Origin of the sequence: Microscilla marina ATCC 23134 (assembly GCF_000169175.1) — a bacterium.
Classification (GTDB): Bacteria; Bacteroidota; Bacteroidia; order Cytophagales; family Microscillaceae; genus Microscilla; species Microscilla marina.
Genome location: NZ_AAWS01000019.1, coordinates 104125 through 122382, shown reverse-complemented (window position 1 = coordinate 122382; position 18258 = coordinate 104125). Strand labels below are relative to the sequence as shown.

Annotated in this window: 15 protein-coding genes; 9 read left to right on the top strand and 6 right to left on the bottom strand. The window is 42.4% G+C overall.

Going from position 1 to position 18258, the window contains the following annotated elements:
* Positions 1-449 precede the first annotated feature (449 nt).
* From M23134_RS38470 to M23134_RS18630, 3 genes are all read left to right on the top strand, one after another.
* A complete protein-coding gene (locus M23134_RS38470) occupies positions 450-2654 on the top strand; it encodes an ATP-binding protein (RefSeq protein ID WP_002698684.1) in 2205 nt (734 codons plus the stop codon).
* A 371-nt stretch (positions 2655-3025) separates the two neighbouring features.
* The gene (locus M23134_RS18635) at positions 3026-4141 is read left to right on the top strand and encodes a glycosyltransferase family protein (protein WP_002698682.1); all 1116 of its coding nucleotides are present in this window, start codon (positions 3026-3028) and stop codon (positions 4139-4141) included.
* Complete coding sequence (locus M23134_RS18630) at positions 4123-4590, top strand: hypothetical protein (RefSeq protein ID WP_002698680.1); 468 nt, start codon at positions 4123-4125, stop codon at positions 4588-4590. The genes M23134_RS18635 and M23134_RS18630 overlap by 19 nt, the downstream gene beginning before the upstream one ends.
* A 318-nt stretch (positions 4591-4908) precedes the next feature.
* Here M23134_RS18630 and M23134_RS38465 read toward each other — a convergent pair whose 3' ends face one another.
* Positions 4909-5817 (bottom strand): paraquat-inducible protein A, encoded by a 909-nt coding sequence (locus tag M23134_RS38465; RefSeq protein WP_002698679.1) that lies wholly within the window; start codon positions 5815-5817, stop codon positions 4909-4911.
* Between the two features lie 532 nt (positions 5818-6349).
* Here M23134_RS38465 and M23134_RS18620 point away from each other — a divergent pair.
* Positions 6350-7480 (top strand): efflux RND transporter periplasmic adaptor subunit, encoded by a 1131-nt coding sequence (locus M23134_RS18620; RefSeq protein WP_002698677.1) that lies wholly within the window; start codon positions 6350-6352, stop codon positions 7478-7480.
* Positions 7481-7885: 405 nt separating this feature from the next.
* A complete protein-coding gene (locus tag M23134_RS18615) occupies positions 7886-10318 on the top strand; it encodes an efflux RND transporter permease subunit (RefSeq protein ID WP_002698676.1) in 2433 nt (810 codons plus the stop codon).
* Here the strand turns inward: M23134_RS18615 and M23134_RS18610 are convergent.
* Positions 10236-11378, bottom strand: coding sequence for a hypothetical protein (locus M23134_RS18610; RefSeq protein WP_157558275.1), 1143 nt, complete (start codon positions 11376-11378; stop codon positions 10236-10238). The two genes, M23134_RS18615 and M23134_RS18610, sit on opposite strands and share 83 nt — an antisense overlap.
* A gap of 262 nt (positions 11379-11640) precedes the next feature.
* Here M23134_RS18610 and M23134_RS18605 point away from each other — a divergent pair, with 262 nt between their 5' ends.
* The 4 genes from M23134_RS18605 (at position 11641) to M23134_RS18590 (ending at position 15446) form a co-directional block, all read left to right on the top strand.
* Positions 11641-12600 (top strand): efflux RND transporter permease subunit, encoded by a 960-nt coding sequence (locus tag M23134_RS18605; RefSeq protein ID WP_002698675.1) that lies wholly within the window; start codon positions 11641-11643, stop codon positions 12598-12600.
* A 91-nt stretch (positions 12601-12691) separates the two neighbouring features.
* On the top strand, positions 12692-14035 hold the full coding sequence (locus M23134_RS18600; protein WP_002698674.1) for a TolC family protein: 1344 nt from the start codon (positions 12692-12694) through the stop codon (positions 14033-14035).
* 383 nt (positions 14036-14418) lie between these two features.
* Entirely contained in the window at positions 14419-14718 is a 300-nt protein-coding gene (locus M23134_RS18595; RefSeq protein ID WP_002698672.1) for a hypothetical protein, read from the top strand.
* On the top strand, positions 14712-15446 hold the full coding sequence (locus M23134_RS18590) for a type II toxin-antitoxin system RelE/ParE family toxin (RefSeq protein ID WP_002698670.1): 735 nt from the start codon (positions 14712-14714) through the stop codon (positions 15444-15446). Before M23134_RS18595 ends, M23134_RS18590 begins: the two co-directional genes overlap by 7 nt.
* A gap of 146 nt (positions 15447-15592) precedes the next feature.
* Here M23134_RS18590 and M23134_RS18585 read toward each other — a convergent pair whose 3' ends face one another.
* From M23134_RS18585 to M23134_RS18570, 4 genes are all read right to left on the bottom strand, one after another.
* Positions 15593-16015 (bottom strand): DUF983 domain-containing protein, encoded by a 423-nt coding sequence (locus M23134_RS18585; protein ID WP_053337327.1) that lies wholly within the window; start codon positions 16013-16015, stop codon positions 15593-15595.
* Between the two features lie 92 nt (positions 16016-16107).
* A complete protein-coding gene (locus M23134_RS18580; RefSeq protein WP_002698667.1) occupies positions 16108-16986 on the bottom strand; it encodes a helix-turn-helix domain-containing protein in 879 nt (292 codons plus the stop codon).
* 21 nt (positions 16987-17007) lie between these two features.
* A complete protein-coding gene (locus tag M23134_RS18575) occupies positions 17008-17640 on the bottom strand; it encodes a hypothetical protein (RefSeq protein ID WP_157558542.1) in 633 nt (210 codons plus the stop codon).
* A 7-nt stretch (positions 17641-17647) separates the two neighbouring features.
* Positions 17648-18193, bottom strand: a complete 546-nt coding sequence (locus M23134_RS18570; protein WP_045113847.1) for a hypothetical protein — start codon at positions 18191-18193, stop codon at positions 17648-17650.
* Between the last annotated feature and the right edge of the window lie 65 nt (positions 18194-18258).

Genomic DNA, 18258 nt, shown 5'->3' with positions numbered 1-18258 from the left:
TCAACTTTCCACCACTACAAGTCGAGAGGGCTTCTCTAAACAGCCCTTATAGACTAAATGCACTATGTAAAAGTCTTATAATCAATCTACTTACTTTATTTTTTAGTTGATGTATCGCTTATTTGCCACATTTGCCTCCAGCGGCTTCATTTAACTTACGTTGAGCTTGGGCTTCGCCCTGCGGTTTTTGAGGCCAAAAAATAAAGGAAAAAAGCCTGGACAGCATAAGCTCGCCCGCCTGCCAGTGCCCTCGCGGTGCTGACCACCTCCCCGCGAGCAAAGCAACGCAAAGTACTGCGCATAAGTTACTGCAAGTGAAAGAGATGTGTAAAAACTATAGGGCGTTTGGTCTGACAGCCCTTATCACTTAATTGCAAATTCATAAGCTTTTGTGTATCTTGAAGATCGTCAGAAAAATATCACAACAATTTTAGCCAAAGTGTTTAGCGATGAAATATAGGGATTGTGTCCATTGCCTTATTTTAATCTTTATTACTAGCCTGCACCATAGCTTTGCCCAAAAAGCATCGGTTGCCACCCACACTTTACTTATCGACAGTCTCAATACCCGCCTTCAAAACACTCCACCCAATACTAAAGAAACGGTAGGCTTGCTCAATGCTCTTGCCGATGTACACCTGTCTAATTCGGCCGTTAAATCGCTGCAATACGCCCGGCAAGCCTTGGCCATAGCCAACCAACTGGGTGACAAAACCCTTATTTCTACTTCGCTCAACCAAGTGGGCGAATATTATCTCGACCAAGGCGAATACAAAGAGGCTTTTCGGGTGTTCTTTCAATCTTTGTCTATTGGCGATTCTATTCAAAATCAAGCCATTACGGCTGAATCACTGTACAAACTAGGGGTGAGCTGTTACCACATGAACCAATACGATATTGCCTTGAGTTATCAGTTCAAAGCTTTGCAGATAGAACAAGCCCTGAAAAACAACAAAGAAACTGGGGCTATTTTGAGCAATATCAGTTTTATATATGCGCGCAAGCATTATTATGCCAAAGCCCTTGAATACCAGTACAAAGCCCTTGAGATACGCAAAACCATCAACGATCAGCGCGAGGTGTCTAAGTCATTAGATGCTTTGGGCAACTTACACTTGCGTAGCCATAACTACCCCCAGGCTTTGAAATCGTTTGAAGAATCACTGAAGATAAGTCAGCAGTTACAAGACAAAAAAGGAGTAGCCACTGCCTGGCACGACCAAGCAAGGGTATATACTGAGTTGCGCCAATACGAGAGAGCCAAGGAGTTGTACTTTGACGCGCTTCGCCTGAAACAGGGCATTGGCTTTCGCAAAGCAGAAATTCGGTCGTTGCGTGGTTTGGGACAAGTTTTTTTATTGCAAAAAAACTATAAAAAAGCACTTAATTTTTTCAATAAAGCCCTCAGCATAAGCCAACAACTCAACACCAGGCGTGAGGAAGTGGAAACTTTGAATGACTTGGGGTATTTTTATGCACAACAAGGCGATCACCTCAAAGCACTTAAGTTTCACCAACAGGCGCTCAATAAAGCTTTTGCTGATAAAGAGCGTTTTCAAATGATGGATACTTATCAGTTTTTATACAATGCTTATCTTGAGTTGAATGACCAGGCAAATTTTGCCCGATTTTATAAGCTCCACCAACAACTGACCGACTCGCTGGGTGGCAACCGTGACCCGGTGGCAGAGATTAAAGCAATGCAGGAACACTACGAAAAACAAAAGAAGGAAAAAGAGGTGGTGGTGCTTCAAAAAGAGAAAGCCTTGCTTAAGAAGCAAAATGAGTTGCAAAAACAAAAACTAAGGCGAGACTCTCAAATAGAAGCCCTGTTGCTCATGGGCTTGTTGCTGGTCATTGTAATCGCCACTGTGTTGTACAACAACTATCACTTTAAGCACAAAGCCAACCAACAACTAAGGGTACTCAATAGCCAATTACAGGAATCGCAGGAAGAACTGCACTTGTCGAATAGTATGAAAGACCGCTTGTTTTCGGTGATTGCCCACGACTTGCGTTCACCGCTCAATACGGTCAGTGGTTTTTTGAATTTGATGCGCCTGCAGAAAGAAGCAATGACTCCCGAAGAAATTCAAGAGCTTACTTCACAGATGATCAATTCGGTAAAAAGTACGCTCGATTTGCTCGATAATCTGTTGAACTGGTCGCGGTCGCAAATGGGGCTGATGAAAATGAAGGTACAATCCGTAAATTTGCCCGAGTTGGTAGATGATACGTTTAACCTCTTGGCACTGAATGCCCAAAGCAAAAAGATTGAATTGGTGAAAAACCTGGATGCATCGTGCCAGGTAATGGTAGATGCACAAATGATAGATATTGTGATAAGAAACCTGGTATCCAATGCCATTAAGTTTACCAGTGAGGGCTCAATAACGGTGCATAGCCAGGCTATAGGCAAACACCAGGTAGAAGTAACAGTACAAGACACTGGGGTAGGTCTTGCCCCGGAAAATGCCCGAAAGTTGTTTAAAGTAGATTCGCACTTTACCACTGAAGGCACCCACCAAGAGAAAGGGACAGGCTTGGGATTGTTGCTGTGTAAGGAACTGGTAGAAAAGAATGGGGGCAAAATATGGGTAGAGAGTGAACCGGGAAAAGGGAGTAGTTTTAAGTTTATATTGCCTGCTGCTTGATGTAGGTTGAATGGTAAGAAGCTTCGATAGGGGCAAGCTTTAAGCGACAAGCCGCAAGTCCTTAGATACCGGTAAATATCGGTGTTACTACCTGTTTAGCTGCGTTGGGCTCATCACAGCAAGCTGCTGTAGATTCGGTTTGTAGGTAGCTAATAATTCATAGTATATTTATTTTCAATTAGTTATTAATTTTTCAGTTAAGATAATCTAAAAGTCAATTGTTTGAATGGTTTGAGCACTATAGCTTTCTTATAAAATTTGTATATCGCTTACAATCAACAGCTTATTTGTATTGATCCGTAGGTGTCCCCACCTTACGGAGGCGATGCATCTGAAAATTTGACTTTTTACCCTGTTTGAAGTATCACTATATGTCTCGTACCATTGTATTAGCCTCTATACTCAAGCCCGTAAACGATGTACGGTTGTATCAGAAAATAGGACAATCGCTTGCCCAACACTCGCCACAAGACACCTTTCATTTCATCGGCTTTTGTTCGGCAAAAACCACCCAACCCCTTGCCAAAAATGTACACTTTCACCCTTTATACAAGTTTAACCGCTTGTCATGGACACGCCTGGGGGCGGGCATTCGCTTTTTACGCAAACTATGGCGGCTCAAACCTCAGGTAGTAGTCGTGGCAACTTTTGAGTTGCTGTTGCCTGTGTATCTATACAGTTGGTTTCGCAAGGTGCACATTGTATACGACGTACAGGAAAACTACTACCGCAATGTGCGTTATACCCAGGTTTTTGCCTGGTGGCTACGCTTACCGCTGGCGTGGGGCATTCGGGCAATAGAACGCCTGGTGCACCCCAAAATAAGGCATTATCTTTTGGCAGAAGCCTGTTACCTGACCGAAATGCCCTTTGTGCAAACTAAAAGTACGGTAGTTGCCAATAAAATTAACCGATTAACGCAGGTAAGGGATGGTCAGCGAACGACCGGATTGTTGGTCTATTCGGGTACTGTATCTGAGGGGTATGGGGTATTTAGCGCCATTGAGTGGGCAAAAACTTTGCACCAACAAGTTCCTGCCATTCGACTGGTGATTGTGGGTCATTGCCCCAAGGCTCAAGACTGGCAACGACTGCAACAATTGGCTACCCAAAACTCCTTTATTCAGTTAGCAACCAGTCGAACTCCGGTACCTCATGCCCGCATTATTGCCCACTTGCAACAAGCCCATTTTGCGTTGTTGCCTTATCGGGTAAATCAAAGTGTAAAAAACCGGATTCCTACCAAGTTTTATGAGTGTGTGGCGTTGCAAACGCCTATGTTGGTGCAAACCAATGAGGCATGGAGAGGTTTTATACAACAATACGATGCTGGACAATTGCTTGACTTTGATCATTTGGCAGTAGCTCCTCAATATTGGTCGCAAGCCTGTCAACAACATTTTTACCAGCACAAAGCAAACACAACAGAGATTTATTGGGAAACCGAAGAAGTTAAGTTATTGAAGGTATGGGAGAAAATAAGGTAGCAAGTGAAACGCTTAGCATAGGCGTAGTAGGCTTTAGCCGCAATCAGTTTGATAAAAAAACAGCAGCTGAAAAGCTCGAAAAAATCATCACTCAAATTATAGCCAACCACCCAAATAAAAATTATGAACTTGTCAGTGGTTTTACCAATATGGGGGTGCCACAACTAGCCTATGTGCTTGCTGATAGATTGGGGATGGATACGGTGGGATTTTCGGCAAGTCAAGCTTTTAGAGTACGTGCTGGGGTTTACCCTGTAAAGAAACAAATAATTGTGGGTGAAAAGTTTGGCGATGAATCTAATGCGTTTGTACAATACATAGATTCATTGGTGCGTATTGGTGGGGGACCACAAAGTCGCCACGAGGTTACTTTATTTAAAAAATTGCATGCAGGCAAAGACTTAAGTCAGCGTTTGTACGAAGAAGAGGTAGAGTGGTACGGTAAATAGAGAAAAGCACACTAAACACCTGTTACTTTATGAATACAACTCAATCAAAACCCAAGTTGGTGAAGGTTGAATAGGCTTTAACAGAAACAGGTACTCACTAACTCAAGTTACGCAGGTTTCTGAAGATCACATGTTTTTATTGTTGAATGGCTATATTGTTGCGCAATGTGTCGCCCAACCATTAAGCAATAAAGCCATATAAACATCAAAATAGGGAGGTCTGCGTAACTTCAGTAACTAATAAAACTACACGCATTTAATGGATCAACTTGTTAGTTGCCGTTAAGCTTACCCCCAAACCCTACCAGCGCTATACACCTAAAACAGCTCCTTCTTGATAGCCTGGCTAATAAAGTAGGTAGACGAAATAGAAAATACGCAATAGGCTAAAAAGAAGTAGGCACCCCATAAGAGGTTGCTTTCGGTGTCGATGCCCGCGTTCATGTGTTGAAAAGACAAATAAGCAAGAAAAATGGCGGCTACAAACACATCGGCCATTGACCATTTGCCTATACCGCTCACCAACTGTTGCACCCACGTGGTATGACGCACCCACCCCGACGAGAGCAATAAAACAGAAAACAGGAGTTTGAACAAGGGTATCAGCACACTAAAACCTAAAATGGCTCCGCCTACCAAAAAGCTTTTCTTCTGGAACAAAAGCTTGATCAATTCTACGATAGATTTGTTTTGGTAATAAAAATACATTCGTCCATCAAAAGTTTTCGACAGGTCAACTTTTACTTTGGTAATGCCCAGGTTTACATGGGTCTTTAGCGGAATGGTGAGGTCTTGCGAAAAAGCTTCTATTTCGAGCATAGGCGCAAAAATGCCTGTCCCCAAACACCCCAACGCAATGACTATAAAAGTAAAGCTGAGTTTTTGGTAAAATAAGGGGTGCCGCTGAAAAAACACCACCACTAATATAATAAAGATAACTGCCAGGGCTGCTCCCAGGTAAGCCCAGCGTTGGGCACGCAAAAAATCGGCTTGGGCTTCTTTAAAGGTAGCGGCAGCCTGGGCTTTCTTGGGCTCCCACTCCGACGCAAACATCCATTCGCGGGCGTTGAGCAATCGTTCCTGAAAGTTAAGGGTTTCGGTGTAGCTGGTTTTATGCTGTTGATAGCTTTGGGCAAAACCCATCATAAAATAAGTGGTACAAAGGCTTGCCAATAAATAAGCAAAAGCAAGGGCTATAAAAAAACGGTTGGTTTTGGGTTGGCTCATGGTTTTATGGGTTTATAGGTTTCATATTGCCTGGTGCAACACTCAAGGCAAACCCTGGTAGGGTTTCGCCCATTCTTAATTGAAAAAAAATGCTTCGTGAACTGTCCAACCATTGAACAATAAAGCAATCTATCATAATTAAGTTATTAAAAAAATACAATTCTACCTAAATTCAACTTTATTGAGTACTTGCCCTTGTAAGCCTACACCTAATTATTTTAGTTGATTTTTTCAAAATGTCGTTTTTGGGTATAAGCTAAACTTTTTTGGGTATTTATTCATCAGGCAAAGCCCTACTTTTGTAACGTTCAACCAGCTTGTGTTTAACAAAACATCCTTTCATCGGTTATAGGATTAATATGTTATAGTTTTGTTAAAATACAATTATACAAAAAAAATATTCGCTGGCACATTTACCTTTAAAGTAAGTAGTTTGTACAAGATATGGTGTTTCAAGAAAACAAAAGACCATTTCTGTAGGTAAAGATATTTTTCATCCTATCGCCAAGGTAAAGTGTACTAAATATATATCATGAAAACACGTCAGATTATTATTGTGATTGTTGCTTTTGTTATTCTGGGAGGAGCAGTGGCAATCAACAAATCTTTGAGCGACAACAAGCCCCAAAAGCGTCGCAAGGGGAAACCCAAAAAAGTGATGCCCACTGTAGAAACTATCAAGGTGAGCAATCAGGAGATTCAAGCCCCTATTACTGTCACTGGTAAACTTATGTCTTATGAAAAAATGGACGTATACGCCGAAGTTTCGGGCATATTACGCAAAAGCAGCAACCGTTTCCGCGAAGGCAACCGATTTGGAGCAGGTGCTATCCTGGTAAGCATTGATGACCAGGAAGCCCGCCTGAATATATTGTCGCAAAAAAGCCGTTTGCTCAATGCCATCACTCAATTGTTGCCCGATCTAAAACTTGACTACCCGGAGGCTTTTCAGAAATGGCAAAAATACATAGATGATTTCAAGATAGAGCAAGCCATTGTGCCATTGCCTAAAACATCGGGCACCAAAGAAAAGTACTTTATTCTGGCAAAAAATATTTACGACCAATACTATACCATCAAAAGTGCCGAAGCCCGCCTCAGAAAATACAATGTATACGCCCCTTTTACCGGAGTAGTAACCGAAGCCAGTATTTACCCTGGCACATTGGTGCGTAATGGGCAAAAACTAGGCGAATTTATCAACCCTTTTAACTTTGAGTTTGAAGCCACCGTGAGTCTCAAAGACATTGACTTAGTAAATATTGGCGATCAGGTAAAGTTATATTCTGAAGACATTGGCGGAGAGTGGACAGGGCGCATACGCAGAATTAGTGATAAAATGGATGCTGCTACTCAAACTGTTAAAGTATTTGTGGGTACCACGGGCAAAAACCTGCGGGAAGGTATGTATCTCAAAGGAGAAATAAACGCTGCCACTATCAGAGAGGCGGTTGCATTGTCACGCAACCTCATTGTCAACAAAAATCAAGTGTATGTAATCAAAGAGGGGGCGCTTGCTTTGCAAGAGGTGAAAATACTGCGTTACACAGGCAACAATGTAGTGGTACAAGGGCTCAAAGAGGGGGCTTTATTGCCCAAAAATGCCGTATCAGGGGCTTTTGTGGGAATGAAGGTCAAAGCAGCGGATAGTCATAGTCAGTAGATTTAGAAGGGTTGGTGCTGGGGACTGGGTTCTAGGGGCTAGGTTCGTCCTGTTCCATAAGTAGCTACTAAATACCGATGCATATCGGTGGCATAAGCGATAAACAGCAAGTTGAAGGTTACCCTACATGCTTCCATATTTTTATGACACAATGGTTTTCAAAACATATAGGTGGAAGCTCCGACAAAGTTCTAAGGACTAAGTGCAAAGTTCTAGGTACACCCTGTTATATAGGCAACTAATAAATTCATAGGATACTTATTTTCAATTAGTTATGAATTAATTAGCTAGAAATCCGTGGTCAGGTGCTCTATAAGCGGGAGGTTGGCACAGTCTCCATTAGGTGCTCATCACTAAGCACTCATAATTCGTAATTCTCTCATTCGTAATAAATCAACGCATATCATGCGAAGCATAGTAACTTATTTTATAAAATACCCCATTACTGGAAACCTGCTCATGGTGCTGATCTTGCTATTTGGCTGGTTTGGGCTCAAGAACATTCGTTCTACCTTTTTTCCCGAAACCGAAAGCAAGAACATTAGCATTCAAGTAGTATACCCTGGGTCTTCGCCCGAAGAAATAGAAGAGGGGATTGTAACCAAGATAGAAGATAACCTAAAAGGCTTGACCGGCATAGAGCGTATATCGTCAGTGTCGAGCGAAAACAGTGGCTCGGTCAATGTAGAAGTAGCCTCTAACTACAAAACCGATAAGATACTACAGGATGTAAAAAACTCGTTAGATCGAATCAGCTCTTTCCCCAGTGGTATGGAGCCCGCCATTATTTACAAACGAGAAAACCTAAGCCTTGCCATTAGTTTTGCGCTCAGTGGCAATGTAGACTTAAAAACCCTCAAAACGTTTGCCCGTGATGTAGAAAACGAGTTGAGGGCAATTGATGGTATTTCTAAGGTGTCTTTGGGTGGGTTTCCTGACGAAGAAATAGAAGTGAGTTTTCGTGAAGCCGATTTGCGGGCTTATCAACTCACTTTTGCCCAGGCCTCTGATGCTATTCGTAAAACCAACCTGGAGATTACCGGAGGTAAAGTAAAAGGAAAAAAAGAGGAACTCTTGATCAGAGCCAAGTCTAAAAACTACTACGCCCAGGACTTGCGAAACATTGTGTTGAAAAATACACCTGAGGGTAAAATGGTGCGTTTGTCTGATGTAGCCACCATCAAAGATCAGTGGGCATCTAGCGACCCCAGCCGCACCTTTCTCAACAAAAAACCTTCGGTAGTGGTAACGGTACAGAACACCATCAACGAAGATATTTTTCATATTACCGAAAAGGTAAGAGAGTACCTCGAAAAGTACAACGCCAACAATGAGGTAGTCAAAGCTACCATCATCCGTGATGGGTCTGACTACTTGCGACAAAGGATAGACCTTTTGGTAAACAATGGGTTGGTAGGGGCAATATTGGTAGTGGTGTTCCTTGCCTTGTTTTTACATTATCGCCTGGCGCTTTGGGTAGCCATTAGCATTCCTATTTGTTTTATGGGTATGTTTATCCTGGGGTCATTTATGGGCATGTCTATCAACGTTATCTCGTTGTTTGGAATGATCCTCGTAATCGGTATTCTGGTAGACGACGGTATTGTGATTGCCGAAAGCATTTACCAAGAGTACGAAAAGGGCAAAGACCCCACTCAGGCTGCTGTAGATGGCACTATGAATGTATTGCCTGCGGTATTTTCAGCCATTTTGACTACAGTGGTAGCATTCTCGCTATTTTATTTTATCGAAGGTCGCCTCGGCGATATATTTAGCAATATGGCGTTTGTAGTCATTTGTACCCTTATATTTTCATTGGTAGAGGGTGCCCTTATATTACCTGCCCACATATCGCATTCTAAAGCGCTCAAAACCAAAGAGCCTACCAAAGTAGAACGGTTTACCTCTAACCTGATGAACTGGTTGCGTAATACATTGTATGCCCCAGTACTCAGGTTTTCGTTACAAAATAAATTCTTTACAGTAGTTATTTTCATTGCCATGTTTTTGGTTACCCTAGGGGCTTTTAAAGGAGGTATCATTCGCACCACATTTTTTCCTTTTGTAGAACGCGACGACCTTACAGTGAGCATTACCATGCCCGCCGGAACCAGAGAAGACATCACGGGCAAGTGGATCAAACATATAGAAGATGCCGCCTGGGAGGTAAACAAAGAGTTGAAGAAAAAGCATGGCAAAGACATGATTGTGAAAATTCAGCGTAACCTGGGACCTACCACCTACGACGCCAGCCTAAACATTAGCCTGTTGGGAGGCGAAGAACGACCCGTGGCGAGTTTTACCATCTCTAATGCCATTCGCAAAAAAGCAGGAGCCATTCCTCTTGCCGAGAAAGTATCTTACAATATTTCCTCTCCTTTTGGGCGGGCTGTATCGGTTGCTTTGTTAGGGCTTAACAGCAAAGAACTGGACGCTGCCAAAGAAGAGCTCAAAGAGGAAATGTCAAAAATGAAGATTTTGAAGGATGTAGTAGACAGCGACCAACAGGGTTTACGCGAGATCGATATATCGCTCAAAGACAAGGCAAGCCAGTTGGGGCTCAGGGTACAAGACATTTTAGGGCAAGTGCGACAAGGTTTCTTTGGTAGTGAGGTACAACGCCTGCAGCGCGGCATAGACGAAGTAAAAGTGTGGGTGCGTTATGCCGAACAAGACCGTTCGTCGATGAGCGACTTGGAAAACATGCGCATTCGTTTGGTCAATGGGCAAGAGTATTTCTTAAATTGTAATTATTTCATTGTTTATAACTATTTGATTTACAAATGTTTGCTATTAATTTTTCTTGCAAAAGGTCTAAAATATCCGGGTCTGAATTAAGGGTTCGCTGTATGGTAATGAACCCTTTTTTGTTAAAACCCTTCATTTGTTTTCTGATCCATTTCACCAGTTTTTGTGCGTGCAAGGCTACATAAGAAAATCGGTATAACTTGAATTCAAAACCTTTTTTGTCTTTTGTTCTGGCTTCCCCAATTTGGAGCACATGTTTGAGTAATTTGAAAAACTGTTCAATATAAGTTCTCTGAAACCAGTGTCTTCGCAAGGTTTTGGCGAAAATATGTTTACTTGTGCTATAAATAACACTTACTTTCTTTGATCCATTGAGCCGAAAAAACAGCAAAGTTACAGCTTGTTTCTTGCTACAATAATAGGCACTTATTCTCCTTTTAAAAGTGGTTTTATCTTCCTCAGGAAGCATTTTTTGACTCGCTTGATGAGCTTGCTCTGCTGGGATAAATTCTTTCTCAATCCAATCAGAGAGCTTTACCTTTTGACCCTCTATTACCACATAATGAGATTTTTTGGTTACACTGATGTAACAAAGTCCATTTTGGGCACAACTTTCTGCCAAAGCCTCATTACTATATCCATTGTCACAACTCAGGTGAAGTGTAGGAAAATCATACCCAGTTCTAGTCAGCTTTTTGCGATATTCTCCCCAGCGCCTCACAAGCTTTTGAGCTACTTTTGCTGGTTTCTGATAAGCGTTGGAGGTTTTCTTCTTGATAAAATCAAAGAAAAGTGGGTAAAATACCCCATCAATGCTCACCCCAAGGGTCAACACCCGAAAACCATACACACTTGTACCAAACTGACCACTAAAAAATTTCCCGTAGCACTCCTCAAAATCTTTCAAATGATTCTGAGAAGATAGCCAACACCGAAACACGCTATCATCCAACACAACAGTGACCGTTGTTTTTGACCAACAACTTGAATCTTTTTCACTCATTTCTTGGAGTACCTGACCCAACTGAGCCGAAAAAACCTCTTCAAATAGCTTCCGAATGGTGCTAATAGATAAATTAGAAGCCAACTTTTGATAGCTGATTTGAGCAGAATTGCTCACAACCCCATGCTTCACTAAGATACTGTTCAAAGTAGGTAAACCTACCAATTGACCCAAATAAAAAACCTGCAGAAGCTTTTCTAGTTTAGTGCATTCCTCTAAACTCAAACACGATTTATCAAATGTTTCCGAAATGGTAGTAAATATGTTGACCTCCTCACAAAAATGACCACGAAAATATTTTTTTACTAAAGAGGATAGTTCTTTACGAAAGTTTTTTTAAAATGTATATTCATTGTAAAAGCTATTATGATGTTTTAGGAGATATAATAATAACCTTTTGCAATGAATTATGGGTATAATTAATTGGAATTCAATTTTTTATACCCTTTTTAATTTCTACAACTTAAAAGATCTGGCTACCTTTTCGGTAAAACGAGGCGTGATTGCCATCAATCACTTGGATAACAAGAAAGAAATCAAAGTAGAAGCTGACTTGTCTAACCCCAATTATTCGGTTACTGATGTAATAGCCAAAGTACGCGACGAGATTTTACCTCCAATTCTTGCCAAATATAAATCGGTACAAGTGTCTTACGAAGGGCAAAGCCGTTCTTCGGCAAAGACCGGAGCGTCAATTGGCAAGGCAGGGCCGCCTATTTTAATCATTATGATTGCACTCATTATGTTTACCTTCCGTTCGGCTAGTCAAACCCTGGCGGTTATTCTACTTATTCCATTTGGGTTTGTAGGGGTAGCCTGGGGGCATGTAGCCCACGGTATGGCCATCAGTATTTTGTCTATGTTGGGGGTCATTGCCTTAATTGGAGTGCTGGTTAACGACGCCCTGGTGTTTGTGAGTGCAGTCAATAGCTCGCTCAAAGAAGGTAAAAAATACCTCGATGCCGTATACGAAGCCGGGCTGTCGCGTTTTCGTCCTATTTTGCTTACCTCACTCACTACCATTGCCGGGTTAGCCCCATTGATGCTTGAAAAAAGCATGCAGGCTCAATTCCTTATTCCTATGGCCATTTCACTGGCGTATGGCTTGGCTATAGCTACTGTTATTACCCTGTTATTGCTTCCGGTGTTGTTGGTCATCTTCAATAGCTTCAATGTATTGGTACTATGGCTGTGGGAAGGGCAAAAGCCCAGCGCCGAAATGGTAGAACCCGCTGTACGCGAAGCCATTGCTCAGGGCGATATTATCAACGGCCATGGGCAACACACCAACGGACAACATGCCACCAATGGGGCGTCATCGCTTGCTCCACTCGCCCAACAGGAAGAGAATCAAAAAGAAAAAAACTAATAGTAAGTCATACCTGATGGGTTTTTAACACCTGTCAGGTATAACAATATATTTTTGCTTACCATATCAAATAATCACCATTAACATCGTCATGAAATCTATTAAACCTATATACGCAGTTGTTTGGGTAATCGCTTGCCTTTTAACTACCCACCGTGCTGCTCAGGCACAGGAAAAACTCACCTTAACTCAGGCAATGCAAATGGCAAGTAGTCAAAACCTGGGTCTTAAGCGGGCCAGACAACAAGCCAGTATAGCCCAAAACAATGTGTACAGAGGCAATGCTGGTTTGTTGCCTACCGTCACTGCCCAAGGGGGCGTCAGTTATAGCAACAACAACGCTACTTTTGAGTTTGCCAGTGGCGACACCCAATCACAAAATGGAGCCATTTCGGTAGGAACCAACGCATCGGTGGCTGCCAACTATGTGTTGTACAACGGTGGTCAAAATCAGCTCAATTATAAAAACCTGAAAGTAGCCGCCGAGCAAAGTAATATCAATGTGCAACAAACCAAACAAAGTGTACTGGTGGGTTTGGTGGCAAGTTATTATAACATAGCCGAGCTACAGGAAAACTACCGGGTAGCCCAGGAAGCAGTAAAAATATCGAAAGATCGCCTGGAACGCGCCAAAAGCAGGCAAGAATTTGGATCGGCCAACAGTGTAAATGTGCTCAATGCCGAGGTATCGCTCAACAACGACAACCTTACGGTAATACAGTTGGCGCAGCAATTACAAAACGCCAAACGCAACCTCAATGTGTTTTTGGGTCGTGACCTCAACCAAGACTTTGTCGTAGATTCTCCTGGAGAGTTTAAGGCAATTGCCACCCTCGAAGCACTCAAACAAGAGGCTTATAATAAAAATGTAGCACTTAAAAATATTCGCCAGAACAGGCTTTCGTCAGAGGTAAGTTTAAGGTTGGCAAAGGGGCAAAACCTGCCTACCGTATCGTTGAATGCTTCGTATGGCTATAGTCGTAACCAAAATCAAGCAGGGTTTATTTTGGTCAATCAAAGCTTGGGGTTAAGTGCCGGGCTCACAATCAATTACACCATATTTGACGGCAATCGTCGCAAGAAAAACATTGAAAATGCCAAAATATCGCTGGATGTAAACAAAACACAGTTTGAAGAAGTAAAACAACAGGTAGACCGCGACATTAGCAATGCGTACGCCAACTACCAAAACAACCTCAATGTAATGAAACTCAACCAACAAAATGCGGTTATTGCCCAGAAAAACTTCAATGCGGTAAAGTCTTCTTACAAACTGGGGCAGGCTACCAATACTGCCTTTCGCGAAGCTCAACTGGGGCTTGTAAGGGCTAAGATAAACCTGATCAACGCTAAGTTTAGAGCCAAACTTGCCGAAATGAATGTGTTATTGCTTACTGGGCGTTTATTGGAAGATAGTCCTGGAGGGAAGAAATAGTCTTGTAGAGTTTTCAGGTTTTCACTGTGACGCTCAAAAGCAAATCTCAGCTATCTTGGGCTTGAACCTACCCACACTGATAGATAGTTGGCGTCTTGCCACAGGACAACAACCATAAATAACGGGCAAACATTGTAGAAGAGTTATCAAACCATTTTTAAAACCTTCCAATTTTTTTATCTTAGTAACGTGTTCGCAATAACTGTCCGTTTTAGAATAAATCCGCTTTACTGCCTTTCGTTATTTTTATTGCCCGTAGCGCTGCTACGAGCGCAAAAAATGCCTCAGTCAGTCGTGCGTATTTGCCCTAAAAACCAGAAACTTATTTTGAACACGTTACTTAGCAAACAACTTTTTTTGTAACAAAATAACCTACACATACAATGATTGTAAACCTAAGAATCGATATAGATTCCTACGACAGCGTACAAAACCTGGTGCAAATGTTAAGCTCCATGGGGTCGGTGTCGTCGGTAAAAGCACTCGACGAAAGCGGGCAACCTCTAAAAGCACCTGTCAAAGCCGAAATCACTGGTTCGGGTGTTGAGGGTGCCAGCGAACAAAACTTACGCCCTATTACGGTCATTGATTTTTACAAAAAGATCAATGCCGCTAACCTGTCAGAAGCTCAAGGAATTGTTATTAATCACGTGAACTTTAAAGAGGAGGTACAAACATGGTAACTATCTGGACTGGTGCTGCCAAAGTAGACTTGCAGCAAATTCACCAACGTTTGGCAGCTGTTGATCCTGCCGCAGCAAAAACCACTATTGAGACTATAGTAGCAGGTGCCGACAACTTGCACGAAACCTACCAAGCGGGCAAGCCTGAACCTTTGTTGAGTGGCGAAAAAGTACCTTATAAGTTCATTACTGTAGGGTATTATAAAATACTGTATACATTCAATACTGAGAAAGTGTCTATCAGGTCGGTGTTTCACATGCGCCAAATGGCTGAACAAAACCAGGCATTAATGGGGCAACTGGACACCAAAGCAGCGCAGGTGGCAGCAGATGCTGAAGCAGCAGCACTGGCTGCTCAGGTAAAAGCAGCGGAGAGTCAGCCTGCACCTGAAGTAGTAGAAACTCCTACCGTAGAGACCCCACAGGAGGAAACCCCTACTGTAGAAACACCCACAGTGGAAACCCCTGCTACCGAAACCAATACAAGCACACCACCCGAAACTAAAGAAACGCCGGATACATCTGCCGAAATGGATGCTTTACTCGCTAAAATGAAAACATCGGGTACTCCACCAGCCAGCGGTGGAATGGATGATGAAGCCATGAAAGCACTAGAGGCAGAGTTGCTTGCCGATGATAAAAAGGAAAAAGAGGAGATGCCTGATGTACAAGATATTTCGCTGGACGACCTAAACGATACAAACAAACCTGAAGGTGGACAACAGTAAAATTTAGGTAGACTTTATAGTTTTTAAAAAACAACCCCGGTAGTCTTTCTGCCGGGGTTTTGTTGTATAAGAATATGTTTATAATTAGCGCATAAGATCACTGGTTGAAAGCTCATTTCATAGTTATATGTATCGATTAAGGTATATCAATTAGCCTGATGTGATGATGAATATGATTGATCTTTCGACATATTTATAGTTGGTTTTTCCTGGTATTTTTTTGCCGTACCAAACAAGTACAACCAGATCAATCGCGACAAGCGAAAGTTAATGGGGGTAAACAACACAATGCCCACAATCATGGCTACCATGGCCGACACGTCTGATACGCCCGCCCCATAATATAACCCCATTGCCAACAAAAAAGCTACTGGAATGGCCAATGCATAGCTCACATACATAGCCCCTACATAAAATCCTGGTTCGGGCAAAAATGAACCTCCACAATGTGCGCACTTTTCGTGCATATCGCTAAACCTGGTAGGATGGTAGAATTGCCGATGGGTAAAAACTTTGCCCTGTTGACAATGTGGACAGTTGCCTTTGATCATATTTATTAACTTGTTCATAATGCGCTCCTGTTTGTTAATATTTATGGCTACAAAGTTAATGATACGCCTGAGGCAATTGGCTGGACAAATGGCGGTTTTTGTGGTACAAATCAGACCGCTTTACGAAACTGGTCAGGAGTAAGCCCCGTCACTTTTTTGAAAAACCGGGCAAAGTACGCATTGTCAAAATACTCCAGGTATGCTCCTATCTGAGCAATCGTCCAGTCAGAATGCACCAACAAACGTTTGGCTTCTAACACCACCCGGTCTTGAATAAGCTCTGAGGTAGACTTATTGAGGGCTGTTTTGCTGATGTGGTTGAGTTGTTTTACCGACAGGTGCATCATTTTGGCGTAAGCCTGTACACTTTTTTCTTGTATATAATGCTCATTGATGAGCATTTCTAACTGCCTGATTTGATGCATCAAGTGTCCGGAAATGTTGGAAGCGGTGTGTTGCTGATAAATGCGCGAAAGCTTGACCAGCAAAATATTGAGGTAAGACTGCAATGCTTCGTCTACTTGTTTGGCTTGTTGTCTAAACTCGACATACATTTCTTCAAATATTTGAGAAACCATGGTCGTGTGCGAAACAGGTAGCTCTAACAAGGGTTGGTATTGGGTAGTATTAAAAAACGGAAAATTAAATAACTTGTGTTGCGCAAAGTCTTTGAGGTAGAACTCAGCACTGAAAAACACCACAAAGCCATCTATGTCTGCCGAGAGCTCCCAGGAATGTACCTGCGCTGGAGACATAAAAAACACCTGACCAGGCTGGATGGGGTAAGTTACAAAATCGATGGTATGAGTACCCGTACCTTGGGTAAAGTAGACCATAAAAAAGAAGTCGTGGCGATGCGACTTGCTGATAAAATCGTAGTCACGCACGTGCTCTTCAAACTTCTTGATATAAAAATAAGGCAAATAGGGCTTGTCGTTCTTAAACTGCTCGATGCACAGGACAGGTAGTTTTTTGGGGGTGTTTTTCATAAAACTTGTTCTAAAAGTGTTTCACAATGCAGGCTCAAAGTTCCGGTGATCAAACCCGGCATCTTTCCATAAAAGGCGTGCGTCTTCGAAAGCCTTGATCTGTAACAAAACCAAGGTTTGTAGAGCTTCTATAAGCGCAGTATCACCAAAGGCTGCTTCATAGTTGTCAAGCCCGTTTGCCCCACCAAACCTATTGGCCACTGTAGGCTTACGGGCAACCGTTAGTTGTTGATTGAGCTGGGTATAATACAACGAATAGTTGGCATGAAACTCAGACTCAAAGTATTTGAAAAAACGCCCTACTTCAGGTTTTTTGTTGAGGTGTACAGGCAACCCGGTTTCAGGGTGTTTATTTTTACCAATCACCCTGACCAAATCGGCTTTTACCCGCTCTATATACTCTACCAGTTCGTGGGTGTGATTCAGCAATTTCTCAATGGCAGGTAGTTGGGCTTTAGCCGGATGGTTGGGGTGCTGTTTTAGATTGTTTACAAACCACTTGTGCTCTTGGTGCCACCAATGACTGCGTTGTTGCAAAGTTTCGAGTATTTTTTGTTCCCGTGCCGGGTTCAAGGGTTTGTTGGCATTGCTGCAGCTACTGAGGCAAAAAATCCCTCCCAACATACAGGCAATCCATCTGGAAAAATAGCTCATTGTTTCGTTAATAGCTCAACCGTTGACTCACCAGGTTGGCGTTAAACCATACATCATTTCTTATTTGCTGCAACATATGCAAGCATTGCATCAAGTGTGCGCCTTCAAAATAACGACTGTACAACTTTTCGTCATACACCTTAAGATCGGGCACAGGCACCCCTTTTGCCTTCATTTTCAAAAACTCATTATACTGCCTCAATGTTTGGTTTAACTGCCCCAACTTAGGCTTAAGTATTTGGTGGGTTTGGGTGATTTCATAGGCTTGTTTGGGTGCTTGGGTTTGGGCATCTACTCCCTTGCCAGCCTGTTGCACCAATGTATCGTTCAAAGCTACCAATGCCTGGTCTATAGCAGTGGCTTTTTTTACAATTAATTGGTATACCTGCTCCAGCGAGTCAGGGGCTTGTCGGATAAAATAGTGTACATCCTGGCGTTGTTGTTGGGCAGCTTCACGCAGGGTTTGATAGATAGTCACCTCTCGCTGACTCAGCTTTTTAGCCTGGCAGCTCCACAATAGCATCCCAGTAACCACACATAGTAGGGTTTTCATACAATGAGCTTGTTTAAGGTTTCTCCAAATGATTCAAAACTAGCTTTTTGATTACATGCTTCGTT